Source organism: Psychrobacillus sp. FSL W7-1457 (assembly GCF_038593405.1).
Lineage (GTDB): Bacteria > Bacillota > Bacilli > Bacillales_A > Planococcaceae > Psychrobacillus.
The window spans coordinates 3063624-3086900 of the sequence record NZ_CP151993.1 but is presented as its reverse complement, the minus strand read 5'-3'; the positions used below and the strand labels follow the sequence as shown (position 1 = coordinate 3086900).

The window sequence follows — 23277 nt, the reverse complement described above, 5'->3', positions numbered from 1 at the left end:
TAATTGTTCTTTGAAAACTGGATAAAATGACATCGAAAAAGAAACAAACGCAAGATATTCAAATTGTGATCACTTACGTGATTGCAAGTGTAGTACTTTTAACTTTTAGGTTAAGTTAATAAGGGCGCACGGTGGATGCCTTGGCACTAGGAGTCGATGAAGGACGGCACTAACACCGATATGCTTCGGGGAGCTGTAAGTGAGCTTCGATCCGAAGATTTCCGAATGGGGAAACCCACTGCCCGTAATGGGGCAGTACATTTGCGTGAATACATAGCGCATCTGAGACACACCCAGGGAACTGAAACATCTAAGTACCTGGAGGAAGAGAAAGAAAATTCGATTCCCTGAGTAGCGGCGAGCGAAACGGGAAGAGCCCAAACCAAGAGGCTTGCCTCTTGGGGTTGTAGGACACTCTATACGGAGTTACAAAAGAATGAGCTAGACGAAGCGACCTGGAAAGGTCCGCAGGATAGGGTAAAAGCCCCGTAGTCAAAAGTTCATTCCCTCCAGAGTGTATCCTGAGTACGGCGGAACACGTGAAATTCCGTCGGAATCCGGGAGGACCATCTCCCAAGGCTAAATACTACCTAGTGACCGATAGTGAACCAGTACCGTGAGGGAAAGGTGAAAAGCACCCCGGAAGGGGAGTGAAATAGACCCTGAAACCGTGTGCCTACAAATAGTCAAAGCCCGTTAACGGGTGATGGCGTGCCTTTTGTAGAATGAACCGGCGAGTTACGATTACATGCGAGGTTAAGTTGAGAAGACGGAGCCGCAGCGAAAGCGAGTCTGAATAGGGCGAATGAGTATGTGGTCGTAGACCCGAAACCAGGTGATCTACCCATGTCCAGGATGAAGGTGAGGTAACACTTACTGGAGGTCCGAACCCACGCACGTTGAAAAGTGCGGGGATGAGGTGTGGGTAGCGGAGAAATTCCAATCGAACCTGGAGATAGCTGGTTCTCTCCGAAATAGCTTTAGGGCTAGCCTCAAACGTTAGAATCTTGGAGGTAGAGCACTGTTTGGACTAGGGGCCCATCCCGGGTTACCGAATTCAGACAAACTCCGAATGCCAATGATTTATGTTTGGGAGTCAGACTGCGAGTGATAAGATCCGTAGTCAAGAGGGAAACAGCCCAGACCACCAGCTAAGGTCCCAAAGTATTTGTTAAGTGGAAAAGGATGTGGCGTTGCTTAGACAACCAGGATGTTGGCTTAGAAGCAGCCATCATTTAAAGAGTGCGTAATAGCTCACTGGTCGAGTGACGCTGCGCCGAAAATGTATCGGGGCTAAACAAATCACCGAAGCTGTGGATTGATACCTTTGGTATCAGTGGTAGGAGAGCGTTCTAAGGGCGTTGAAGTCAGACCGGAAGGACTGGTGGAGCGCTTAGAAGTGAGAATGCCGGTATGAGTAGCGAAAGATGGGTGAGAATCCCATCCACCGTATGACTAAGGTTTCCTGAGGAAGGCTCGTCCGCTCAGGGTTAGTCGGGACCTAAGTCGAGGCCGATAGGCGTAGACGATGGACAACAGGTTGATATTCCTGTACCACCACCCCACCGTTTGAGTGATGGGGGGACGCAGTAGGATAGGGTAAGCGTGCTGTTGGTTATGCACGTCCAAGCAGTGAGGTGTGAGTGTAGGCAAATCCGCACTCTGTAACATTGAGCTGTGATGGCAAGGACGTATGTCCGGAGTTCCTGATTTCACACTGCCAAGAAAAGCCTCTAACGAGGTGGGAGGTGCCCGTACCGCAAACCGACACAGGTAGTCGAGGAGAGAATCCTAAGGTGAGCGAGAGAACTCTCGTTAAGGAACTCGGCAAAATGACCCCGTAACTTCGGGAGAAGGGGTGCTCTTTTGGGTGAATAGCCTAGAAGAGCCGCAGTGAATAGGCCCAGGCGACTGTTTAGCAAAAACACAGGTCTCTGCAAAACCGTAAGGTGAAGTATAGGGGCTGACGCCTGCCCGGTGCTGGAAGGTTAAGAGGAGTGCTTAGCGCAAGCGAAGGTGCGAATTGAAGCCCCAGTAAACGGCGGCCGTAACTATAACGGTCCTAAGGTAGCGAAATTCCTTGTCGGGTAAGTTCCGACCCGCACGAAAGGCGTAACGATCTGGGCACTGTCTCAACGAGAGACTCGGTGAAATTATAGTACCTGTGAAGATGCAGGTTACCCGCGACAGGACGGAAAGACCCCGTGGAGCTTTACTGTAGCTTGATATTGAATTTTGGTGCAACTTGTACAGGATAGGTAGGAGCCTTAGAGCCCGGAGCGCCAGCTTCGGAGGAGGCGTCGGTGGGATACTACCCTGGTTGTATTGAAATTCTAACCCATACCCGTAACCCGGGTAGGAGACAGTGTCAGGCGGGCAGTTTGACTGGGGCGGTCGCCTCCTAAAGTGTAACGGAGGCGCCCAAAGGTTCCCTCAGAATGGTTGGAAATCATTCGAAGAGTGTAAAGGCAGAAGGGAGCTTGACTGCGAGACCTACAAGTCGAGCAGGGTCGAAAGACGGGCTTAGTGATCCGGTGGTTCCGCATGGAAGGGCCATCGCTCAACGGATAAAAGCTACCCCGGGGATAACAGGCTTATCTCCCCCAAGAGTCCACATCGACGGGGAGGTTTGGCACCTCGATGTCGGCTCATCGCATCCTGGGGCTGTAGTCGGTCCCAAGGGTTGGGCTGTTCGCCCATTAAAGCGGTACGCGAGCTGGGTTCAGAACGTCGTGAGACAGTTCGGTCCCTATCCGTCGTGGGCGTAGGAAATTTGAGAGGAGCTGTCCTTAGTACGAGAGGACCGGGATGGACACACCGCTGGTGTACCAGTTGTTCTGCCAAGGGCATCGCTGGGTAGCTATGTGTGGACGGGATAAGTGCTGAAAGCATCTAAGCACGAAGCCCCCCTCAAGATGAGATTTCCCATTACGCAAGTAAGTAAGATCCCTCAAAGACGATGAGGTAGATAGGTTCGGGGTGGAAGCGTGGCGACACGTGCAGCTGACGAATACTAATCGATCGAGGACTTAACCAAATTGTTTGTTTCTAAGATGTCAGTTTATTCAGTTTTGAAAGAATAAATTTTTATTAAATTAATGCTTGTAATAATCTACATAGTTGATATAATAGAACTTGTCTTTCAATAATTATTCAAGTCTAGTGATGATGGCGAAGAGGTCACACCCGTTCCCATACCGAACACGGAAGTTAAGCTCTTCAGCGCCGATGGTAGTTGGGGGTCTCCCCCTGCAAGAGTAGGACGTCGCTAGGCGGATATTATTCCGAAGTAGCTCAGTGGTAGAGCAATCGGCTGTTAACCGATCGGTCGTAGGTTCGAGTCCTACCTTCGGAGCCATTTCTAGGAGAGCTGTCCGAGTGGCCGAAGGAGCACGATTGGAAATCGTGTAGGCGGGTAACACTGTCTCAAGGGTTCAAATCCCTTGCTCTCCGCCAGATAGATTTCTCTAATACATAATGGCCCCTTGGTCAAGCGGTTAAGACACCGCCCTTTCACGGCGGTAACACGGGTTCGAATCCCGTAGGGGTCACCATTTAATTTTAAACCAGCATTACGGAGGATTAGCTCAGCTGGGAGAGCATCTGCCTTACAAGCAGAGGGTCGGCGGTTCGAGCCCGTCATCCTCCACCATTATTAATTTAGCAAGTATTATTATCGCGGGGTGGAGCAAATCGCTTCACGAAGAAAGCGAAGCGTGGAAGACGTAAAACTCACTAAATGCGTAGGATGATTTAAATTTCATCTAATATTATTGTCGCGGGGTGGAGCAGTTCGGTAGCTCGTCGGGCTCATAACCCGAAGGTCACAGGTTCAAATCCTGTCCCCGCAACCAAATGGTCCCGTGGTGTAGCGGTTAACATGCCTGCCTGTCACGCAGGAGATCGCCGGTTCGATCCCGGTCGGGACCGCCATTTATTATTCAATATGTTAGAGATTTAGGATAAGCAAGCAAATCGAGGAAGCAATCGAACGAAAGAAGGAGCGTACTAAAGTACGTGACTGAATGAGTGAGTGAAGCTGACAAAGAGTTGTACAGCTTAGCGTAAATCGAAGAGGCTCAGTAGCTCAGTCGGTAGAGCAAAGGACTGAAAATCCTTGTGTCGGCGGTTCGATTCCGTCCTGAGCCACCATTACGCCGGAATAGCTCAATTGGTAGAGCAACTGACTTGTAATCAGTAGGTTGGGGGTTCAAGTCCTCTTTCCGGCACCACTGTCTAGTGGAGGGGTAGCGAAGTGGCTAAACGCGGCGGACTGTAAATCCGCTCCTTAGGGTTCGGCGGTTCGAATCCGTCCCCCTCCACCAGTTTTTATAGGGGCATAGTTTAACGGTAGAATAGAGGTCTCCAAAACCTTTGATGTGGGTTCGATTCCTACTGCCCCTGCCAAATAATAAGTTAACTTTGAATAATGGCGGTTGTGGCGAAGTGGTTAACGCACCGGATTGTGATTCCGGCATTCGTGGGTTCAATTCCCATCAGTCGCCCCATATTCTATCTGGTTAGCTCTTTTTTTTATTCTGTGGCGGTCGTGGCGAAGTGGTTAACGCACCGGATTGTGATTCCGGCATTCGTGGGTTCAATTCCCATCGGTCGCCCCATTGGGGTATAGCCAAGCGGTAAGGCAACGGATTTTGATTCCGTCATGCCCTGGTTCGAATCCAGGTACCCCAGTTATTTGCGGAAGTAGTTCAGTGGTAGAACACCACCTTGCCAAGGTGGGGGTCGCGAGTTCGAACCTCGTCTTCCGCTCCAAATTAAGGCGGCATAGCCAAGTGGTAAGGCACAGGTCTGCAACACCTTTATCACCGGTTCAAATCCGGTTGCCGCCTCCAATTTTTAAAAAAGTATTTACTGCCTTTAATATGCCGGTGTGGCGGAATTGGCAGACGCGCGGGACTCAAAATCCCGTATCTTCGGATGTGTCGGTTCGACCCCGACCACCGGTATCATATTCATGACATAAAGTCATACATATCAAGACTTCTAACTACTTGTTAGAGGTCTTTTTTGTTGTTTCAATAAGAGGACTGAAATAAGCTAAAATCCCGTGCATAGGAGTAATTGAATGTCTCGGAAGAAGTAATAGTTATATCAAAAAAGTTATATTTGCTTAAAATGAAAATCACTTAAATTGTTAGAATAGCTCTTGAAAATCTTTTCAATGTCTCAATACCTGTACATTCACTTTTTCAAGAATTGAATGCGTATCTATATTTCCGTTTTCATATTAGTTACTTTGTATATTTTTACATTCGATTGACAAGATAGTCATATCGACATTAATAAAACTTCATACAACTCAAACTGGATGGACTCGAGAGACAGAGAGGAATAGACGCATGTTTTCTACGATACTAATGGGATTGACGATCTTATTTATGGTAACAACCTTATACTATTTCTTTTCAGGTCATAAATATAAGAAAAGCTATTTTCAGTCAACTTTATTCCAAAAGCTATTTTTCGCTATGCTTGGCATTACTTTTGGATTTGCTGTTCTTTATTACTTATTGTCTATGGAAGGAGATGTAGTAAGAGTCAGCACTGAAGAGGGGAAGGATGGAGGAGAGAATTTTTTAGATTATCTCTATTTCAGTGGAGTAACCATTTTATCAGTAGGCTATGGTGACTTGGTGCCTGTGGGAAAGGCACGGTTCTTTGCACTAATACAAGCAGCAATTGGTCTTTTGTTACCAACGGCATTTTTTATAAGAGCTTTGGATGAAACAGAAGGTAGCAGTGGAGACGGTGCAAAAAATGAAAATGAAGATGAGCAAGGCAGTGACAATGATGGGCAACCAGGTAATTGATGCATCTTTTCTATAAAGGTAGTCCAACTGGTGAGGATATCATTTTTATATAAATGGCTGGTCCAAGAATATCTTTGTACACATTTAGTCGAAAGCCATGAGTTTTTATCATTAAATAAGCATGTAATCATTTGGAAATCACCATACTAACACTATGAATGGAAGATAGGTGACTAAAAGTGAAGAAAACAATACTAATCATATTAGCTATATTGGTTGTTGTATGTGGAGGACTTATATTAGCTATTTCGATGTCTCCAACTAAAAAGTTTAATGATGTAAAGATCGAAGCTACTAAAAAGCCGATCGTTCTTATTGTTGTCGATTCTTTAATGGCAGAACCATTGCAAAAGACGATAAAAGAGGGAGAGGCACCTGCATTTTCATTTTTAATAAATAATGGGGATTTTTATCCAGAATTTATTAGTTCTTATCCAACAATGTCCGTTACAATTGATAGCACCTTGTTGACTGGAACATATGCAAATCAGCATAAAATCCCCGGGTTGATTTGGTTTAATAAAGATGAGGCACGCATGGTCAGTTATGGAAGTGGAATCGCGGAGATATGGGACAATGGGGTTAAAAATGTAGTGGCTGATAGTGTTATTCATCTGAATGAAACCCATTTAAGTAAAGAAGTTCTAACGATTCATGAACAATTGGCAAGTGCTCAAATACACACAGCTTCTATTAATGGTCTATTATACCGGGGAAGCTTTAAGCAGGATTTACAAGTACCTAAGCTTCTTTCTATTACAGATCTATTGCCAAAAGAAATAAAGGTGAATGGGCCATTGCTTTTGTCGCTCGGTGGCTTATCTCAATACAATCCAGAGAACGATCGATATAAATACGTTTGGAAGAGGATGGGAGTAAATAATGAGTTTACATCTAATGAACTGACTTATCTAATTGAACAAGGGAACCTACCTACCTTTACACTAGCCTATCTCCCTGATGCGGATGCGTCCATACATAGAAACGGTCCTGGTGATGAATCTGGGATTGAGAAGGCTGACCAAGCACTGCAAGAGCTGTTAAATAATTTTGGCTCTTGGGAAAAGGCAGTAGAAGAGGTTACATGGATAGTCCTTGGTGATAGTGGTCAATCTGCAGTTAAGGAAGAAAAGGAAACGGCTTTAATTGATTTGAATGAATTGTTAAAGCGGTACACCTTCTTAGAAAAAGGAAAAGAAAATACACAACTAGCCATCGCAGTGAATGAACGAATGGCCTACATCTATTTAAATGATGAAGAAATTCCTTTTTCTGATATAGTAGAAAGCTTAAAAAAGGATGAACGAATAGGTTTTATTGCATGGAGCGATGAACAACAAATAAATCATGTTGTAAGCTCAGACGATAAAGAACTCACCTTCTCTCCAAATGGTCCTTATATGGATGAATATAAGCAGTCGTGGCAATTAGATGGAGATTTGTCTCTTTTAGATATAAAAGATGAGCAAGGAACTTTACGTTATCACACATATCCTGATGGACTAGCTCGGCTGTACGGAGCACTCCACTCCCAAACCGGAAAAGTTATCATAGTAGATGCAAAGCCTTCTTACGAATTTATTGAAAAACATAGTCATGATCATGCTGGTGGGGGTGCACATGGCTCTCTCCATCGGGTAGATTCCGTTTTTCCCCTAATCGTTTCGGGTGAGACAGAAAGACCACCATCCAACCGACTCGTGGATGTGAAGGAGTGGGTAATAGGGTTGTTGGGTGGCTCATAAATGGGAGCCACCTTTTTTTATGTAAGCACAGTAATTATGGACTTTTTACTGTCCCAATAAATATTTGTAATTTCCATTATTAAGAAGTTTTATTTTTCTACAATAGGGAATAACATAATTAGAATCAAAAATAAGAAAAGCGAGGAATTTAAAATGGTTAAAACATATAACTTTATTATCGAAGGAAAAATTATCGAGGTACACGCAACTTCTAAAGCAGAAGCGCAAAGCAAGGCAAACCATATATATGAAGAACTTAAAAGTGAACAGTATCAGCAACAGCAATAAAAGACTCTCAACGAGACGTTAAGAGTCTTTTATTTCATTTCTTCATTTAAATTCAAAAATAATTGTTCTAGTTGTTCTTTTGGAATTTCTAGATAAGAATCTCCAATACTTATTTCAATTTGGCATTTCTCCCCATCCAGCTCACTTAAATAGCTGGATATCCCTATGCGATTATCAAGCTGGACTTTGCTTATAACAGCTGCCATTTCCTCTTGTGAACGATTAAAATAGACGTGAAACATATTGGAAACAGGTACTTCTGGTACGGTGTAAATATCCTTACAGTTATTAAATAGCTGTGCTAGCTCTACAGATTTTTGATAGTATTGCTTCATTTTGTGTGCTCGCTTATCAAAATAATAATCTGCTGATAGAATATAAGGATACAAGCTTATAAGTGTTCCACCATAACGCTTTCTCCAAATTTTAGATTTCTCTATGAAATCCTCGTCACCGGCTAGAATAGCTCCCGCAATACCACCAATTCCTTTATAAAAAGACATATAAACACTTACAAATAGGTCGCAAACCTCAGAGGCTGTTTTATTATAGTACGGTAATACTTCTAAAAGTCGGGCTCCGTCTAAATGAAGCTTTATACCATTTTCACGACAATAGGCTGAAATCTGTTCTAATGTTTCAAAGCTAGGAAGCTGGCCACCAATTTCTCTTTGAGGTAGCTCCAATAAAAGACATGCTATGTCTTCTTTAAGGTTTTTTACGTCCTCTAGCTCAATTACTCGATTCTTGTCTGCCAGCAGGATCGTTTTAATCTGGTGTAATTCCTTTAAACCATCCATCTCGTGTATTTCTAAATGACATAAAGGGTGATAGGCAACCTGGTTAAGCTGCTTCTCATCGCACCAAATACGTAAGGCGATTTGCTGAGCCATTGTACCGCTAGGGAAAAATGCAGACGTTCCCTTACCTAAAAGTTTAGCCATTTTCTTCTGAAAGTCTTCTATAATAGACCCGTTACCATAGATATCGCTGAATTGGTCCTCAGAAACATCCTTCAATGCATCCTTTAAGACGGAGATATCTCGATTCCTATGACCGGATAAATAATATGTACATTCGTTAAAGGAACTTTTTAAATCATTCATGTAATCTTCCCCTATCTTGTTTTGTCTTTACCATACTGTAAGTATAATGTATTTTTATTCTGATTGTTTAAATTAATTGGTATAAAAGAAGTACGTTGTATTAATACGTTACTTTTGGTATATTATTAGTAATATACAATCTACGATGTGATCAAGTAAATGAGAATTGTGAAACAGAAAATATAGCGTTTGCTGAGAGCTATATCACCACTTCTTGTTGAAACCTACCACGGAGATGTTATGCAAACATAACCGATTCGTTATCGTTATCAAACGTTTTAGAGGGCTTAAACTATTTTAAGCTAAACTAAGGTGGTACCACGTCTATTCAAGCACAAGGACGTCCTTTTACAAGGACAGACTTGTGCTTTTTATATTTTAAGGAGGAAAAGTAATGACTAATCAACAGCAAAACGATTTTACTAAATGGTATATCGACACGATTCAAAAAGCAGATTTAATGGATTATACACCAGTACGTGGATGTATCGCATTTAAACCGGACGGCTACGAAATCTGGGAGCATATCCAAGCAGAGATGAACCAACGCTTTAAAGAGACAGGACACCGTAACGCTTATTTTCCAATGTTAATTCCAGAATCATTTTTCCAAAAGGAAAAGGATCATATTGAAGGTTTCTCTCCAGAGCTTCCATGGGTTACAGAGGCTGCAGGTGAAAAACTAGAGGAGCGTTTAGCACTTCGTCCAACCTCTGAAACAATGATTGGCCATCTGTATTCAGATTGGATCAAAAGCTATCGTGACCTACCTGTACTGATCAACCAATGGGCTAACGTATTCCGTTGGGAAAAGAAGACACTTCCTTTCATTCGTACCTCTGAATTTTTATGGCAAGAGGGACATACAGCTCATGTGGATGAAGAGGAAGCACGTCAAGAAACAATGCAAATGCTAAATATTTATAAAGAGGTAGTAGAGGGACTTTTAGCTATTCCTGTATATGATGGTCAAAAAACTCCATCTGAACGCTTTGCAGGGGCAGTAGATACGTATTCTATCGAAGCTATGATGAAGGATGGAAAAGCGGTTCAAGCTGGAACTTCTCATTACCTTGGAACTAAATTCGCTGAAGCATTCGATATTAAATATTTGAATAAAGAAAACAAGCACCAGCATGTGCATACGACTTCTTGGGGAACTTCTACTCGATTAATCGGCTCTGTGATCATGGTTCATGGTGATGAGCAAGGTCTTGTGCTGCCACCACGTATTGCACCAACACAAGTAGTATTAATACCAGTTGGACCATGGAAAAAGAACCCAGTAATTATTGAAAAGCTAGATGAAATATTTGCTGCATTAAAAGCAAAAGGTTTCCGTGTACGTTTAGATGATTCTGATCAATCACCTGGTTATAAATTTAACGAGTGGGAGCTAAAAGGTGTACCAGTTCGTGTAGAGCTAGGACCACGTGATTTAGAAAACAATCAAGTGCTTATGAAGGCTCGCGATTTAGATGAGAAAGAATCAGTTGATATAAATGTTATTGTGGAGCGTGTGGAAGAAGAGCTAAACACAATGCAAACTCGTCTATTAGAAAAAGCGCGTGCATTCCGTGATGCAAACTCTCATACCCATGTCGATTCCATGGATCAGCTGAAACAGCATTTAGAGGACTCTTCGGAAAAAGGAGAAATCCCTGGATGGATCCTTGCTGGATGGTGTGGAGACGATGCTTGTGAGGAGCATGTTAAAGAAGAAACAAAATTCACAACACGTAATATTCCATTCAATCCACCAGCTGAAAAATCAACTTGTATTAATTGTGGAAAAGAATCGAAACACACGGTATGGTTTGCAAGATCATACTAATTAAATATGGAACACATAAATCAGTCATTGTTTCTACAATGGCTGATTTTTTTATTTTCAAAAGTCTTGTAAGATTAAGGAAAGTAAAACGTCTAATGAAGTAGTAGGGAGATAGGGGGGATCACTTGGAAAGGGATTTAATGGAGGAGTGGTTTGAGTTATATGAGCGGGATGTGACCAGCTTCCTCATTTACTATACGGGCTCTATGGATGTTCAGGACCTGGTGCAGGAAACTTTTCTTCGTGGATTGAAGAAGATTGCCTACTTTAAGGAAGGGGCACATCCAAAAACATGGTTAATAACCATCGCAAAGAATATAGTGGTTGATCGCGCTAGAAAGAATAATATTTGGAATCGAATAAAATACGTTTTGCGAGATGAAAAACAGATAGAGGGATTAGATCATACTGTTTTACTTGGTGAGATGAATCAAGAATTATATCTAGCTATAAATAAATTGCCAGCTAAAAACAAAGAGGTAATTATTTTAAAGTCGATACTTGAATTGACCTCTAAACAAGTAGCAGAAATCCTAGAATCCAATGAAAACCATGTGAATGTTCTTTATCACCGTTCGCTAAAGAAACTGAAGAGCATTTTGGAAAAGGAGGGATTTGAGTATGAAGCGAGAACACGATGATCTGGAGGAACAGTTGCGAAATCTTCCGAAGCATTCTCTTGCTAAAGAAGAAAAGAGAAAAGTGATTTACAGCATTCGAAATGCTTCAAAATCAAACCGATTAAGGTTTCTAAAACCTCTATCTGTAGTTATAGCAGCGGCCTGCCTTTTAATGGTTGCTTATTTAGCAAGCCCCATGTACAACCCAGATTTAACGAAAGAAACAGAAGTAGGCATGGGCTCGTTGACGGAGCAGGAATTTATAAAAAGCCTCGATCTTCAAATAGCTGATATTAAAAGCACGGAGATTTCAATGAATGCATCAGGGGAGAAGCTCCATGCAGTTAGGACGGAGTTATCTTTAACGTCTAAAGAGCTTATACCAATAGATGTTTGGCATTCTATGGAGTTTCGAGCGGAAAATAAATATCTTTTCTTAAAGGATAGTTACGGTATTGGAAATAGGGCAAGCTATAATTCAAATCCGAATAAGGATAGATATGATTACACAATTACATTTGAATCTTTATATGCAAATTATTCCGAAGCGGAACTACAAAAATTATTAGAGGCAAGCAAAGATATCAATTTTTCGGTGGCTTATAAGGGAAAAACATATGATTTAAATAATGAGTCACCAAAATCCGTTACATTAGACGCACCTTTCGCTACTTCATTTCCTTTACAAGATTCGCCACAAAATGTAATAGGGATAGAAGGGAAAATTGGAATACTAGGGCCTGACAATTTCGTTGCAGAGGATACTCGTCGAGGAGCAAAACTTATGCTCTACTATTGGAGTGATCCTGAATCTTTAGTTGGGAAGGAATATAAGGTAGAGGCGATAAACAGTTATGGAGAGAAGCTTTTATTGTCAGAGGGGGTATTAGCCGCCGGTTTATATAGTGAGGATGCTCATATTTTAACAAGCTTCCCAGCCTTTACTACAGAGGGAGAGTGGCAAGTTTCCTTTTACGTGGAGGAAGAATTGTTTGAGGAATTTAGGATAGAGGTTCTTCCACCTTTTCCAAAGTCCGAACATTACGTGCTGCTAGATTCACCTAAGGAGATTCAAATTGGCGAAACTACTAATGTAATTATAGAAAGCTCTATTGGGGAAAAGGAAAGTATAGAGGTTCTTTTAGTAAATTCAAATGGAGATGAAATTGTACAGAAGAGTAGCTTTCAAAATGACCAAAACCCTGTGATTGACGCAGCTAACGGACAAAGATTATTCCATTACGAGGGAGAAATCAAATTTCCTAAAGAAGGTTCCTGGTACCTTGAAATAGACGGAGAACAAACACAGGTCTTTGAAAATTAACTAAGCAAAAACGCTCCCTCCAAAAATGGAGAGGAGCGTTTTTCATAGTAGGAAGTCCGGTCGTACACTAATTGTAGGTCGATTGCAGTTGCAATGGTTAGTCATTAGTTATTAGTCACAAAGTAAATGGTCAATGGTCATTGGTTTGCCACCAGTTAAATTGTAATGACCTCCTACTATGCCTTGGCAAGGAGTCTCACCTTACCAAGGATAATGTTAAGCATATTTTTCATCATCAAAGGCAATAGTAACGACGTAGTTTTTCGCGTTAATCAGCCCAGATAATTTATTGGCATCCTTTTCAAAGTCTAATGCTTTTTTTCGATACTCCTCTGGCTCATATAAGGCAACCTCTACATAAGTTGTTACTTCGCCGTATCCGCTAAACTGGATTCTTTGCTTTTCATGGCTTCCTAACTGTTTATATACTCTTGCCTGGGCACGTAGCTGAGTAGCTAGTTCAATTGCTTCCACAATGGTGAGGTCAGCTTCTTTATATGTAACTGTATTGTTTAAGTTAGCCTCGTATATAAGTCGATCAAGTTTTCTAATATCCGAGCGAATATCATTCATTTCTAAATCGATTGCGCTCACAGTTCGTATAGGGGGAGCAGGAGTAGTCCCTTTCTCGATAACAGTGAAACCGACACGCATCATTTCTATCTCCAACTCTTGAACTCTCTTCAATAAAATACTCTTAAGCTTTACTGCCTCTGCAAGAAGTATTGGTGCCATAATTTATATCCTCCATTCTATTTGGTTACTGTCTAATACAACACTTGCGGCGTCTCCGCCGTGTACTTGCGTGAACATTTGTCCCATGGATTCTAATAATTTTACCGCTTCTTCCTGACTCATAGAAGGTCGTAGATATACTACTTGTATAGCACTCGTTGTACTTTCAGTAACTGCCGTCCGTTTAGAATCGACGAATGGACTTCCGAATGCACCTACTTCATCTTGAAGTGTTAAAATCCCGTGTAAATTATTTTCTCTACCATTCAATCCAAGATAATTTGTTTCTGCATTGCCTACGGTGATAAAGATATCCTCTTTAATCTCATCCAAATTATATATTCCAATAGGAATCTCATAGCGCATAGAGAAGAAGTTATTTAAATCTACAGCAGAATGCATAGGTGTGATATAATTTTGTTTTGCAATCCTTCTGTACATTGCTTCCATAGAAGGGCGATAACGGTTAGGTTCTGCTCCAAGCTTTTTCCAAAGACCTCGCCATTCCTTTATCCCATCAAAATCATTAACTGCTTTTTCCTCTAATTCGAAAAAAAGCTGTTCTTGAAATAATTGGAGGCGTCCCTTAAGCATTTGAGGGGAAGATGATACAATAATTTTGTTATAATAAATAAGGCCAATTTTAAAAGTAGGCTCTATTTGTAATAGAGAAGTATCTAATTTTACAAACATTTTAAACCATCCTTGTATATATTTTCTTCATTGTACCATACAGAAAGGAGAACTCTAGTGAATATAAACCAGCATCAACAGAACCTCATAGAATACGCTGCATCCATTGGAATTGATAAAATTGGTTTTACCACTGTTTCTCCATTTCATGAATTGAAGAATCGATTAATTCGTCAGCAGGAGTTAGGGTATGCTTCCGGATTTGAAGAGCCGGATCTTGATAAAAGAACAAATCCTCAGCTTTTACTGGAGGAGGCACAGAGCATTATCTCGATAGCTATTGCTTATCCCTCTAAGATGAAGGATGCACCCCAAAGTGTAAAGGGAGCTAGACGAGGAATATTTGCTAGAGCATCCTGGGGAATGGATTACCATACAGTTTTAAGAGAAAAGCTCGCTCAGCTAGAATTATATATTTTAACGCACATACCAGACGCTAGGCTGCGTTCAATGGTCGATACTGGTGAGCTTTCAGACCGTGCAGTTGCCGAACGTTCTGGGATTGGCTGGAGTGCAAAAAATTGTTCAATCATCACCCCGGAATTTGGATCTTATGTTTACTTGGGAGAAATGATTACCTCTATTCCTTTTGCCCCAAGTGAACAAATGGAGGATCAGTGTGGGAATTGTAGGCTTTGCTTAGACGTCTGCCCTACTGGTGCTTTAATAGAAGGTGGTCAGCTGAATGCACAACGATGTATCGCCTTTATCACCCAAACTAAAACGATGGTGCCTGATGAGTTCCGAGCGAAGATAGGGAATCGGATATATGGCTGTGATACATGCCAAACCGTCTGTCCAAAAAATAAAGGCAAGGCTAATCTTCATCAGGAATCATTCAAGCCAGATCCCGAATTAGTGAAGCCGTTATTGTTACCGTTACTAGGAATGACTAATCGGACCTTTAAAGAAACGTATGGACATATGTCTGGTTCATGGAGAGGAAAAAATCCAATTCAACGGAATGCAATCATTGCATTGGCACATTTTAAAGAAGTGGCAGCAGTTCCCACGCTGATCGAACTAATGCTACACGATGCAAGACCTGTAATAAGAGGAACAGCAGCATGGGCATTAGGCAAAATTAATACAGAGGAAGGCTTGCTTGCATTAAAGGAAGCAGAAAAAACAGAGCAAGAAGAACAGGTTTTAGAAGAGATTCGCAAGGGTCTTGCGTTTTATACAATTGAAAATTAGGAAGTGGAATCATTGAGTATTAATGTCGTGTTATATCAACCAGAAATTCCTGCAAACACAGGAAATATTGCTAGAACGTGTGCAGGTACAGGCGCTAAGCTTCATCTTATCCGACCATTAGGCTTTTCTACAGACGATAAAATGCTAAAGCGTGCAGGATTAGATTATTGGGAGCATGTGGACATCACCTATTATGATGGGTTAGATGAATTTTTCGCAGCTCACCCTGGAGCTGAATATTACCTGATCACTAAATTTGGTGCGAAGCCACATACTACATTTGATTTTAGTGATTCAGAGAAGAATCATTTCTTTATATTTGGACGTGAGACGAAGGGACTTCCTCGTGAATTTATCGACGCACATCCAGACCGCGCGCTTAGAATACCGATGAATGACAATATTCGTTCATTGAATCTCTCGAACACTGCAGCAATTCTTATTTATGAGGCTTTGCGTCAACAGGATTATCCAAACTTACATTAAAAAAACGGACGAAGTCTTATTCAGACTCGTCCGTTTTTATGTTGAATAATTATTATTTCTCAGATGCACCTGGTTTGTCGTCGTATCCTGCAGTGAAAATTGCAGTAAGAAACGCAACACAAACGCCAAGAATAAGGATTAGTTTCATACTTAAGCGCCTCCTCTATATATTCTAAATCTTAGTATAACCTAATTTGTAAAAAAATGAAACGATACAATAAAACGAAATTATGTCTGAAATAGAAAGTGTCAAAGTTGCATGTAACGTGTGATTCTACTAGGATAGATAAAAAGGAGTGATTTTTTAAATGGATAATTTGAAAAATGGTCCAGAGAACGGCTCAATGGCAACAAATATGGACGAGGTAAAAACATTAGGCAAGCAAATGGAACGCATGAGAGATAACCAAGAGCTAGAAGAAGATAACCGTGTATCAGACCCTGCTCAATCAGATAGTGCTACAATTATGAAGAAGCGGAAAGACGACTGATTCTTCAGTCGTTTTTTTTGAGTTTGCCTGTCTGGGCAGTGATAGGCGCCTGCGCATTTCTTGATGTCTAGCTCCTGCGCCTTGCCCCTCGGGGTCAAATGGAAAAATACTGCTCCTGCGCAAGCTCGTCGCAAACAAAAGCGTTTGCGGTGGCTGGAGAACTGCCTCCTCGCTTTTTTCCATTTGCCTGTCGGGTCAGTGATAGGCGCCTGCGCATTTCTATAAAAGGGAAGGATGAGTTTAATGGAATTACTTGAGAATTCAACAAAGAGATTGGCTAATGGAGTTGAGATGCCACGTATTGGATTAGGGGTATATAAGATGACAGAGCCGGAGGTTGCTCGTAAGGCAATTACGCATGCTTTAGAATCAGGTTATCGTCATATTGATACTGCTTCCTTATATGCAAATGAAAAAGAAGTGGGGGAAGCTGTTCGTGCTTCTGGAATCTCACGCAAAGAGATTTTTGTAACTACTAAGGTTTGGAATACTGATCAAGGCTATGATCAGACGTTAAGAGCCTTTGAAAAGTCTTTAGAGCTATTAGGTATGGATTATGTAGATCTATACTTAACTCATTGGCCAGTTGCTGAGAGTTATATAGATACATATCGTGCAATTGAACGTCTTTACGAGGAGAAGCTTATTCGAGCAACAGGCGTATCTAATCATAATCAGCACCATTTAGAGGCAATTGCTGCTAAAGCTAATATAAAGCCTATGGTCAATCAGATAGAGTGCCATCCTAGACTGACACAGTATGATCTTCGAGAGTACTGTGCCTCCGAGGACATTGCAGTTACGTCTTGGTCACCGCTAGCTAGAGGTAGATTATTAGAGGAGCCTACGTTGGCTCGCATCAGTGCTAAGTATGGGAAATCTACCGCGCAGGTGATTATCCGCTGGCATTTACAGCATGACTTAATTGTTATTCCAAAGTCTATTACTCCGGAAAGAATCCATGGAAATTTCGATGTGTTTGACTTTGAATTATCATTCGAAGATGTGAAAAATATTGATGCACTCAATTTAAATGAGCGAACTGGAGCAGATCCAGATAATTTTAGCTTTTAATAAATAGAAAAAAATGGTCGTTACTGAGGGGATTTCAGTAACGACCATTTTTTATTCGCTGTTATAACATGTATGAATTTTTCCCAGTGAAAGAATAGGAAGTAAAAGGGATACAGCGTCAATAAAGGGGGTTTATTCTAATATTACCCATTAGACATTATTTTATTCAAAAAATTCATGGAAACTGCTTGTTAAAGTTTATTAATTAAAGGAAAGTTTCATATAGGATAACTCAAAAGGTATAACGAATATATTTACTTTCTTCGAAGCAAACAGCCTTCCTTTAGCCCCACCACATTAAACAAACAAATACTGACCACAAGGATACGATGAGGCCAATCATGGCAACACCTAAAATGTATACATCATTAAACTGTTTATCTATTTTTTTAACCTTAACTAACAAATATACTAATAAAGGTGTAGCTAAGTATAGGATGATACTAATCACCGTTATGATGGTCAAGTAATATACCGGTGGGACGTTATTAGCCATAATTTCATCTACATAATATGCTAAAGCTTGTCCAAATAAGCCTAACAGGGTTGCAATTATTATTAATACCCACAAAAGAAAGTACCATTTTTTCAAAACTCATGCCTCCTTAGTTAATTTAGAGAATAATATATTTAGTGTAATATTACACTAAATATAACTAATTTTCCAAAACTTTTAATCTTAATTTTGAAGGGAATCTTAATTATTTATAGAAGGTATGTATGGTGCTTTTAATGGAAATGATTCTGCGACCGAAGGAGGGATTTTTTATGACAAAAGAGAGAATTTTACCGAAGCCAGATAGGTATGCTGTTTGTTCCCCTGATGGTATACCTATTAAGGAATTTTATAAGGGAATATTTGAAGAAGTTTTTCTCTTTTTTCATCCTTTTATTAAACCAAAAACAATTAAATATGAACTCTTTGAGCCAGATACATATCCAAGTATAACCGACATTATGAAACATTGTGAGATCCTTACATGGAGCCAGTTTTTAAAGCTTTCTAGTATTGATAACTATCAACAATTAGATATTGGATTAAGAACTTCTATTTCAGGGCTAAACCAAACCTATAAAAATGAAAAAATAGCTAAGGCTATTCTAGATGTATGTGAGCAAGAAGAAATTATTGCTCCAGCAGAGGGATGTTTCCCAGAAACGTTAATATCAGGTGTATTGGAGAGTATAAAAAAACAGGGACATGATTGGATTTGGTATGGAGATGAATTTGGTACAGAACGAAAATTAGAGTATGTTGACGATTTAGTTACCAATTGCGACACTTTTCCTATCCATCCTATAAACCTCTTTACTCATGATCATAGTATATTGTTAACCACCCATTGGGATAGTCATTTTTCAATGCTATGTTCAGATAAAAATACAATAAATGAAATAGTTACATCCTGTAATCTAGATGGTTTTTATTGCGATGAAAGTACCAGAATCTATTGGAGTATAAATTGATTTTATAATGTTTTTAAAGGGGAGATGTGTTATGTCGTTTGAGGAGCTAACAAAAGAAAAAGGATATCATATTTCATTTGAAAGTATTTCAGAACCTCGAATAGATGGAATTCAGCTTAGAATAATAGTAAATAAAAGTGCCAATCCAACTGATTTACTTATTTATCCCCACCCAGATAGTAATGTTACAAGGTTACAGATTGATTTTAAAAACTATATATCCTATTACGTTATTTATGATGATTATACTAAATGGAATGATGAAGAAGAGTACGAGGGGGAATCCTTTGGAATTTATAAAAAATCTAATTTCTTTCGTTTCTTACAAGAGGACACATCTTTAGGTTCGTATTTTCCAAATGGAACAATTACTCATTATTCGTTATCTTGTATCGAACATAGAGTAGACATCGTTTCAAAATATGAGCCAGTAATTACTGCACTAAAATGAAGTTTTTACTCCGATTTATATGGCAACAGTTTATCTTACTTTTCTATGACAAAAAAAACATCGATTTAATCGATGTTTTTAGTTTGAGCTCTTTTATTTTCAGGACTCTTTAGCCAATGGCGGATACCTTTTCCAGCATATGGCTCATCTACATAACGAGGGATGATATGTAAATGAGCGTGCATAATATGTTGACCACCAATTGAGTTGCAATTCCAACCAATGTTATAGCCATCAGGATTGTATAGCTTGTCTATATAGTCTTTTGCTTCTTTAAGTAGATATTTCGTTGCAGTCCATTCCTGTTCGGTTAATTCAAAAACTGTTTCCCGATGTGCCCGTGGAATTATAAGTCCAGAGCCTATAAGGATTTCCTGTGGTACTTGAATAAACATACAATTTTCATTTTCAAGAACAACCTTTTGATTATCAATTAAGTCGAGGTGACAAAAAGGACAATCGTTCATCGCTTATCCTCAGCAATAATTACTTCTCCAGTAATTGGATGCTTGAATTGAACCTTGAACGCATGTAATTCATATGTTTTAGTAGGTGATCTTTTTGCTCCATATAAATCATCTCCAACAATTGGGTGACCTAGATGTGCTAAATGTACTCGAATTTGATGCGTACGACCCGTTTCTAAAATAGCATGAACCTTTGTAAATTGTTCATGTCGGCCGACTACCTCATAATGGGTAATTGCCAACTGTCCAGATGGTGATACACGTCTTCTAGTAGGATGGTGTCGGTCGCTACCAATAGCAGCACGAACCGTACCATGATTACTCTTCATATGGCCTTCTACAATCGCTTCATACGTACGGACAATTTCTTTTTGCTCGATCATTCGATCTAGCATACCTTTAACAATTGGATTCTTCGCTACTACTACCAGCCCTTTTGTGCCTTCGTCTATGCGGTGAATATGCTCGCCGTAGGAATGTCCCTTGCTCTGCAAGTAATGGGTAACTGTATTCATCAATGTATGGTTTTGACCTTGTTCGTTAGGGTGAGTCGCTACTCCTCGCGGCTTAGAGGCAATGAGTAAATACTCGTCCTCATAGGCAATATATAAAGGAATTCGGTCAGATGGTAAATAGCTGGAGGATTCCCCTTCCCATTTGAAAGTCAAAATGTTGCCCTTCTGCTGTGGTAATTTCCATTGTAATAGTTCCCCATCTTGATCTGTCACAGCTTTTTGCATTCGGAGCTCATGTATAAGTTTCTTGCCGAGCTTCCATTTAGTTTGGAGCAGCTGGTCGATTGTTAGATCATCCTCTTGAACCGTATAAGTAAGTTTATGTTGCATAATCTCTCTCCTTTAAAAAAAGTCATGTCAATGAGACATGACCTTTTTCTTTATTTTAATACAACTTGATCAAAAAATGCTTGAATATTTTCATTTGGCTGTGCATTAGGCATACGAGCCACTTCTTTACCATTTTCAAAATGAATTAAGGTAGGTGTACCTTCGATTTGGAAATCATCCCATCCTTGTTCATACTCTAAAACATTATATTTTAAAATCTCTACATTGTTTTCCTCGGCAAGTGGCGTCAATCTTGGTGTCATTTCCTTACAATGTGAGCATTCAGGACTGAAGAAATAAACTGTAAAGGTTTCCCCTTTTTTAATTTTATTATCTAGATCCTTTGGTAAAATAATATTTTGGTAATTTGGATCATCAAGTAAGTCAATAGTGGATTGCTTTAGATTATCTGTATCATAAGGATTATTCTCTAAAGCATTTTTATTTTTTTGACTGTTTAATACAAAAATTAATACAAAAACTAATATTATTACTCCGCCGATAATGGCAACTTTCTTCATGTTACTTGTCCTCCTTGAGACTCTTCAAAATAACTAAGCTACTAATTGCGATTAAAAGAAACGCTATTAAAGCTAAGAATGGGATAGTGATAAATCCGAATACATTTATATATTCACCAGTACAAGGAACTCTACCGCAAGCAGGGGCTACGTCCTGTAAAAAAGCCAGCTTTTGTAGACTATAATGATAAATAGAGAAGCATAGTCCTATTGTGGAAAATATGAGGGTAGTAACAGCTATCTTTGCATTTTTTTGTGCTATAGCTATCCCAAGTATGATCACAAGAGGATACATGAGAATGCGCTGATACCAGCATAACTCGCAGGGCTCGTATTGCCGTATCTCAGAGAAATACAAGGAACCCAGAGTCGCTGCAAATGCAACGGACCACATGAATAACATAATATTTTCGATTTTCTTAGTCATAGTTATGCTCCTTTAAAATGCTTTGAACTCAAATAGAATTATAAGCGTTAAAAGGGGGCATGTAAAATATTTTATATGTGAACAAAAGAGTTATATAATGAAAGTTAGTACTAAAAAGAGGAGCGGTAAAATGTCGGAAGAATTTGATTTATCACAGTTTGAAAAAAGTATGATTATTAGAGAAATGACTTTCTCAGATATAGATTCGATTTTAGAAATTTCACGTTTATGTTTCCCAGGTATGGATCCTTGGAAGGTTGAACAATTAAAAAGTCACTTGACCATATTTCCAGAGGGACAATTGGTTGCCGAATTAGACGGCAAGGTAATTGGCTCCTGTTCAAGTCTTATTATTAACTTTGATGAGTACGATGATCGCCATTCTTGGTCTGACGTAACTGATAAAGGGTATATCACCAATCATAATCCTGATGGATATAATCTATATGGGATTGAAGTGATGGTACATCCTAAATATCGCCGAATGAAAGTTGGACAAAGACTTTACGAAGGTAGAAAGGACATTGCACGCCAATTCAATTTAAAATCAATCATTATTGGTGGACGTGTACCAAATTATCACAAGCATGCCGATGAAATGTCACCACGTGAATACGTAACTGCAGTATCTCGACATAAAATATATGATCCAGTTCTAACATTCCAGCTTATGAATGGCTTTACGCTAATGCGTATTAATCCAAATTATTTACCAGATGACGTTGCCTCTGCAAAATATGCAACATTAATGGAATGGAATAACGTCGATTATATTCCATTATCCAAGCGACACTTTAAAACAAGCTACCCGGTACGAATTTGTGCAGTTCAATATATGATGCGAAAGATTAATTCTTTTGAGGAATTCGCTAACCAATGTGAGTACTTTGTAGACGTTGCTTCAGACGCTCAATCAGACTTTGTGGTATTCCCAGAAATTTTTACAACACAGCTTATGTCATTTTTAGATGAACAATCTCCAAGCCAGGCTGTACGTAAGCTAACAGAGTACACTCCTCAATATATGGAGCTATTCTCTGATCTAGCCGTTCGATATAATATTAACATTATTGCGGGTTCCCATTTCGTAGAGGAAGAAAATGAGGAAATATATAATATTGCTTACTTGTTCCATCGTGATGGATCTATTGATAAGCAATATAAAATTCATATAACTCCTAATGAAAGAAAATGGTGGGGGATCAGTGCAGGAGATTCCGTTAAAGTTTTTGATACAGACTGTGGGAAAATTGCCATCCAAATATGCTATGACATCGAATTTCCAGAGCTTGCAAGAATTGCAACAGATATGGGAGCAAATATTATTTTCACTCCATTTTGTACCGAAGATCGCCAAGGCTATTTAAGAGTTCGATATTGTGCTCAGGCTCGCGCTGTCGAAAATCAAATCTATACGGTAATCTCTGGGACTGTAGGGAATTTACCTCAAACTGAGAATATGGATATCCAGTATGCTCAATCAGCAATCTTTGCCCCTTCTGATTTTGAATTTGCTCGTGACGGAATCGTTGGAGAAACAGAGCCTAACGTGGAAATGGTATTAATCGGAGATGTGGATTTAGAAATTTTAAGAAGACAGCGTCAAGATGGTACTGTTAAGCATTTAAAAGACCGTCGACATGATGTATACAGTATAGATTATAAAAAATGATGG

Annotated in this window: 21 protein-coding genes, 16 tRNA genes, 2 rRNA genes and 1 other annotated feature; of the genes, 31 read left to right on the top strand and 8 right to left on the bottom strand. The window is 39.9% G+C overall.

From position 1 onward, the window contains the following. The first annotated feature begins 108 nt into the window (after nucleotides 1-108). The 21 genes from NSQ95_RS15165 to NSQ95_RS15065 all read left to right on the top strand — a co-directional run bounded on the left by NSQ95_RS15165 (nucleotide 109) and on the right by NSQ95_RS15065 (nucleotide 7864). A 23S ribosomal RNA gene (locus tag NSQ95_RS15165) occupies nucleotides 109-3037 on the top strand. A 121-nt stretch (nucleotides 3038-3158) separates the two neighbouring features. Next, nucleotides 3159-3274 (top strand): 5S ribosomal RNA (gene rrf, locus NSQ95_RS15160). A 9-nt stretch (nucleotides 3275-3283) separates the two neighbouring features. Further along, a tRNA-Asn gene (locus tag NSQ95_RS15155) sits at nucleotides 3284-3358 on the top strand. Nucleotides 3359-3364: 6 nt separating this feature from the next. After that, nucleotides 3365-3456 (top strand) — tRNA-Ser (locus NSQ95_RS15150). 23 nt (nucleotides 3457-3479) lie between these two features. Beyond that, nucleotides 3480-3554 (top strand) — tRNA-Glu (locus NSQ95_RS15145). Nucleotides 3555-3576: 22 nt separating this feature from the next. Continuing rightward, nucleotides 3577-3652 (top strand) — tRNA-Val (locus NSQ95_RS15140). A gap of 125 nt (nucleotides 3653-3777) precedes the next feature. Beyond that, nucleotides 3778-3854, top strand: a tRNA-Met gene (locus NSQ95_RS15135). A gap of 3 nt (nucleotides 3855-3857) precedes the next feature. Beyond that, nucleotides 3858-3933 (top strand) — tRNA-Asp (locus NSQ95_RS15130). 143 nt (nucleotides 3934-4076) lie between these two features. Beyond that, a tRNA-Phe gene (locus tag NSQ95_RS15125) sits at nucleotides 4077-4152 on the top strand. A 4-nt stretch (nucleotides 4153-4156) separates the two neighbouring features. Next, a tRNA-Thr gene (locus NSQ95_RS15120) sits at nucleotides 4157-4232 on the top strand. Nucleotides 4233-4241: 9 nt separating this feature from the next. Then, a tRNA-Tyr gene (locus NSQ95_RS15115) sits at nucleotides 4242-4325 on the top strand. Between the two features lie 8 nt (nucleotides 4326-4333). After that, a tRNA-Trp gene (locus NSQ95_RS15110) sits at nucleotides 4334-4407 on the top strand. A gap of 25 nt (nucleotides 4408-4432) precedes the next feature. Next, a tRNA-His gene (locus NSQ95_RS15105) sits at nucleotides 4433-4508 on the top strand. Nucleotides 4509-4543: 35 nt separating this feature from the next. After that, nucleotides 4544-4619, top strand: a tRNA-His gene (locus NSQ95_RS15100). A 1-nt stretch (nucleotide 4620) separates the two neighbouring features. Continuing rightward, nucleotides 4621-4692 (top strand) — tRNA-Gln (locus NSQ95_RS15095). 6 nt (nucleotides 4693-4698) lie between these two features. After that, nucleotides 4699-4773 (top strand) — tRNA-Gly (locus tag NSQ95_RS15090). Nucleotides 4774-4779: 6 nt separating this feature from the next. After that, nucleotides 4780-4853 (top strand) — tRNA-Cys (locus tag NSQ95_RS15085). Between the two features lie 32 nt (nucleotides 4854-4885). Beyond that, nucleotides 4886-4967, top strand: a tRNA-Leu gene (locus NSQ95_RS15080). A gap of 393 nt (nucleotides 4968-5360) precedes the next feature. Beyond that, nucleotides 5361-5831: a potassium channel family protein gene (locus NSQ95_RS15075; protein ID WP_342559895.1), complete on the top strand. Its 471-nt coding sequence runs from the start codon at nucleotides 5361-5363 to the stop codon at nucleotides 5829-5831. Between the two features lie 179 nt (nucleotides 5832-6010). Further along, nucleotides 6011-7576 (top strand): alkaline phosphatase family protein, encoded by a 1566-nt coding sequence (locus NSQ95_RS15070; RefSeq protein WP_340882364.1) that lies wholly within the window; start codon nucleotides 6011-6013, stop codon nucleotides 7574-7576. A gap of 153 nt (nucleotides 7577-7729) precedes the next feature. Then, nucleotides 7730-7864 (top strand): hypothetical protein, encoded by a 135-nt coding sequence (locus NSQ95_RS15065; RefSeq protein ID WP_340882367.1) that lies wholly within the window; start codon nucleotides 7730-7732, stop codon nucleotides 7862-7864. Between the two features lie 29 nt (nucleotides 7865-7893). Here NSQ95_RS15065 and NSQ95_RS15060 read toward each other — a convergent pair whose 3' ends face one another. Beyond that, nucleotides 7894-8970, bottom strand: coding sequence for an aminotransferase class I/II-fold pyridoxal phosphate-dependent enzyme (locus NSQ95_RS15060; RefSeq protein ID WP_342559894.1), 1077 nt, complete (start codon nucleotides 8968-8970; stop codon nucleotides 7894-7896). A gap of 133 nt (nucleotides 8971-9103) precedes the next feature. Continuing rightward, nucleotides 9104-9321 (top strand) — a binding site (T-box leader). A gap of 43 nt (nucleotides 9322-9364) precedes the next feature. Here NSQ95_RS15060 and proS point away from each other — a divergent pair. The 3 genes from proS (at nucleotide 9365) to NSQ95_RS15045 (ending at nucleotide 12748) form a co-directional block, all read left to right on the top strand. Next, nucleotides 9365-10804 carry a proline--tRNA ligase gene (gene proS / locus NSQ95_RS15055; RefSeq protein ID WP_342559893.1) on the top strand — a complete coding sequence of 480 codons (1440 nt, stop codon included), beginning with the start codon at nucleotides 9365-9367 and terminating at the stop codon, nucleotides 10802-10804. Nucleotides 10805-10929: 125 nt separating this feature from the next. Continuing rightward, a complete protein-coding gene (locus NSQ95_RS15050; RefSeq protein WP_342559892.1) occupies nucleotides 10930-11445 on the top strand; it encodes an RNA polymerase sigma factor in 516 nt (171 codons plus the stop codon). Continuing rightward, on the top strand, nucleotides 11426-12748 hold the full coding sequence (locus tag NSQ95_RS15045) for a hypothetical protein (RefSeq protein WP_342559891.1): 1323 nt from the start codon (nucleotides 11426-11428) through the stop codon (nucleotides 12746-12748). The genes NSQ95_RS15050 and NSQ95_RS15045 overlap by 20 nt, the downstream gene beginning before the upstream one ends. Nucleotides 12749-12964: 216 nt before the next feature. Here the strand turns inward: NSQ95_RS15045 and NSQ95_RS15040 are convergent, their stop codons facing one another. Next, nucleotides 12965-13483 carry a hypothetical protein gene (locus NSQ95_RS15040; protein WP_340882377.1) on the bottom strand — a complete coding sequence of 173 codons (519 nt, stop codon included), beginning with the start codon at nucleotides 13481-13483 and terminating at the stop codon, nucleotides 12965-12967. Nucleotides 13484-13486: 3 nt separating this feature from the next. Then, nucleotides 13487-14176, bottom strand: a complete 690-nt coding sequence (locus NSQ95_RS15035) for a phenylalanine--tRNA ligase beta subunit-related protein (RefSeq protein WP_340882378.1) — start codon at nucleotides 14174-14176, stop codon at nucleotides 13487-13489. Between the two features lie 57 nt (nucleotides 14177-14233). Here NSQ95_RS15035 and queG point away from each other — a divergent pair, with 57 nt between their 5' ends. The 4 genes from queG to NSQ95_RS15015 all read left to right on the top strand — a co-directional run bounded on the left by queG (nucleotide 14234) and on the right by NSQ95_RS15015 (nucleotide 17424). Further along, nucleotides 14234-15373 (top strand): tRNA epoxyqueuosine(34) reductase QueG, encoded by a 1140-nt coding sequence (gene queG / locus NSQ95_RS15030; protein WP_340882380.1) that lies wholly within the window; start codon nucleotides 14234-14236, stop codon nucleotides 15371-15373. A 12-nt stretch (nucleotides 15374-15385) separates the two neighbouring features. Then, nucleotides 15386-15859: a tRNA (uridine(34)/cytosine(34)/5-carboxymethylaminomethyluridine(34)-2'-O)-methyltransferase TrmL gene (gene trmL / locus NSQ95_RS15025; protein ID WP_169360651.1), complete on the top strand. Its 474-nt coding sequence runs from the start codon at nucleotides 15386-15388 to the stop codon at nucleotides 15857-15859. A gap of 308 nt (nucleotides 15860-16167) precedes the next feature. Continuing rightward, complete coding sequence (locus tag NSQ95_RS15020) at nucleotides 16168-16350, top strand: hypothetical protein (protein ID WP_144541921.1); 183 nt, start codon at nucleotides 16168-16170, stop codon at nucleotides 16348-16350. Nucleotides 16351-16593: 243 nt separating this feature from the next. Next, entirely contained in the window at nucleotides 16594-17424 is an 831-nt protein-coding gene (locus tag NSQ95_RS15015) for an aldo/keto reductase (protein WP_340882383.1), read from the top strand. 283 nt (nucleotides 17425-17707) lie between these two features. On the opposite strand, the gene NSQ95_RS15010 is transcribed toward NSQ95_RS15015, so the two are convergent. Further along, nucleotides 17708-18016: a hypothetical protein gene (locus NSQ95_RS15010; RefSeq protein ID WP_340882384.1), complete on the bottom strand. Its 309-nt coding sequence runs from the start codon at nucleotides 18014-18016 to the stop codon at nucleotides 17708-17710. Between the two features lie 176 nt (nucleotides 18017-18192). Between NSQ95_RS15010 and NSQ95_RS15005 the strand changes: the two genes are divergently transcribed. Together NSQ95_RS15005 and NSQ95_RS15000 are read left to right on the top strand one after the other, a co-directional pair. Then, a complete protein-coding gene (locus NSQ95_RS15005; RefSeq protein WP_340882386.1) occupies nucleotides 18193-18891 on the top strand; it encodes a DUF2711 family protein in 699 nt (232 codons plus the stop codon). A gap of 31 nt (nucleotides 18892-18922) precedes the next feature. Next, complete coding sequence (locus NSQ95_RS15000) at nucleotides 18923-19342, top strand: hypothetical protein (protein ID WP_169360647.1); 420 nt, start codon at nucleotides 18923-18925, stop codon at nucleotides 19340-19342. Between the two features lie 65 nt (nucleotides 19343-19407). Here NSQ95_RS15000 and NSQ95_RS14995 read toward each other — a convergent pair whose 3' ends face one another. The 4 genes from NSQ95_RS14995 to NSQ95_RS14980 are packed head-to-tail and all read right to left on the bottom strand — an operon-like array spanning nucleotide 19408 to nucleotide 21602. After that, entirely contained in the window at nucleotides 19408-19809 is a 402-nt protein-coding gene (locus NSQ95_RS14995) for an HIT family protein (protein WP_169360646.1), read from the bottom strand. Next, nucleotides 19806-20654: an RluA family pseudouridine synthase gene (locus tag NSQ95_RS14990; protein ID WP_340882391.1), complete on the bottom strand. Its 849-nt coding sequence runs from the start codon at nucleotides 20652-20654 to the stop codon at nucleotides 19806-19808. The genes NSQ95_RS14995 and NSQ95_RS14990 overlap by 4 nt, the downstream gene beginning before the upstream one ends. A 50-nt stretch (nucleotides 20655-20704) precedes the next feature. Further along, nucleotides 20705-21175, bottom strand: a complete 471-nt coding sequence (locus tag NSQ95_RS14985; RefSeq protein ID WP_251556696.1) for a thioredoxin family protein — start codon at nucleotides 21173-21175, stop codon at nucleotides 20705-20707. A 1-nt stretch (nucleotide 21176) separates the two neighbouring features. Further along, complete coding sequence (locus NSQ95_RS14980; protein WP_169360643.1) at nucleotides 21177-21602, bottom strand: disulfide oxidoreductase; 426 nt, start codon at nucleotides 21600-21602, stop codon at nucleotides 21177-21179. A gap of 130 nt (nucleotides 21603-21732) precedes the next feature. Between NSQ95_RS14980 and NSQ95_RS14975 the strand changes: the two genes are divergently transcribed. Further along, on the top strand, nucleotides 21733-23274 hold the full coding sequence (locus NSQ95_RS14975) for a carbon-nitrogen hydrolase family protein (protein ID WP_169360642.1): 1542 nt from the start codon (nucleotides 21733-21735) through the stop codon (nucleotides 23272-23274). The last annotated feature ends 3 nt before the right edge of the window (nucleotides 23275-23277 follow it).

Bases quoted from the DNA above. Each gene is read 5' to 3' on its own strand.
- NSQ95_RS15035 (WP_340882378.1), bottom strand. From the start codon at position 14,176: ATGTTTGTAAAATTAGATACTTCTCTATTACAAATAGAGCCTACTTTT.
- NSQ95_RS14975 (WP_169360642.1), top strand. From the start codon at position 21,733: ATGTCGGAAGAATTTGATTTATCACAGTTTGAAAAAAGTATGATTATT.
- NSQ95_RS15040 (WP_340882377.1), bottom strand. From the start codon at position 13,483: ATGGCACCAATACTTCTTGCAGAGGCAGTAAAGCTTAAGAGTATTTTA.
- NSQ95_RS14985 (WP_251556696.1), bottom strand. From the start codon at position 21,175: ATGAAGAAAGTTGCCATTATCGGCGGAGTAATAATATTAGTTTTTGTA.
- NSQ95_RS15065 (WP_340882367.1), top strand. From the start codon at position 7,730: ATGGTTAAAACATATAACTTTATTATCGAAGGAAAAATTATCGAGGTA.
- NSQ95_RS15005 (WP_340882386.1), top strand. From the start codon at position 18,193: ATGACAAAAGAGAGAATTTTACCGAAGCCAGATAGGTATGCTGTTTGT.
- NSQ95_RS14980 (WP_169360643.1), bottom strand. From the start codon at position 21,602: ATGACTAAGAAAATCGAAAATATTATGTTATTCATGTGGTCCGTTGCA.
- proS (WP_342559893.1), top strand. From the start codon at position 9,365: ATGACTAATCAACAGCAAAACGATTTTACTAAATGGTATATCGACACG.
- NSQ95_RS15045 (WP_342559891.1), top strand. From the start codon at position 11,426: ATGAAGCGAGAACACGATGATCTGGAGGAACAGTTGCGAAATCTTCCG.
- NSQ95_RS15075 (WP_342559895.1), top strand. From the start codon at position 5,361: ATGTTTTCTACGATACTAATGGGATTGACGATCTTATTTATGGTAACA.
- NSQ95_RS15015 (WP_340882383.1), top strand. From the start codon at position 16,594: ATGGAATTACTTGAGAATTCAACAAAGAGATTGGCTAATGGAGTTGAG.
- NSQ95_RS14995 (WP_169360646.1), bottom strand. From the start codon at position 19,809: ATGAACGATTGTCCTTTTTGTCACCTCGACTTAATTGATAATCAAAAG.
- NSQ95_RS15020 (WP_144541921.1), top strand. From the start codon at position 16,168: ATGGATAATTTGAAAAATGGTCCAGAGAACGGCTCAATGGCAACAAAT.
- NSQ95_RS15000 (WP_169360647.1), top strand. From the start codon at position 18,923: ATGTCGTTTGAGGAGCTAACAAAAGAAAAAGGATATCATATTTCATTT.
- NSQ95_RS15060 (WP_342559894.1), bottom strand. From the start codon at position 8,970: ATGAATGATTTAAAAAGTTCCTTTAACGAATGTACATATTATTTATCC.
- NSQ95_RS14990 (WP_340882391.1), bottom strand. From the start codon at position 20,654: ATGCAACATAAACTTACTTATACGGTTCAAGAGGATGATCTAACAATC.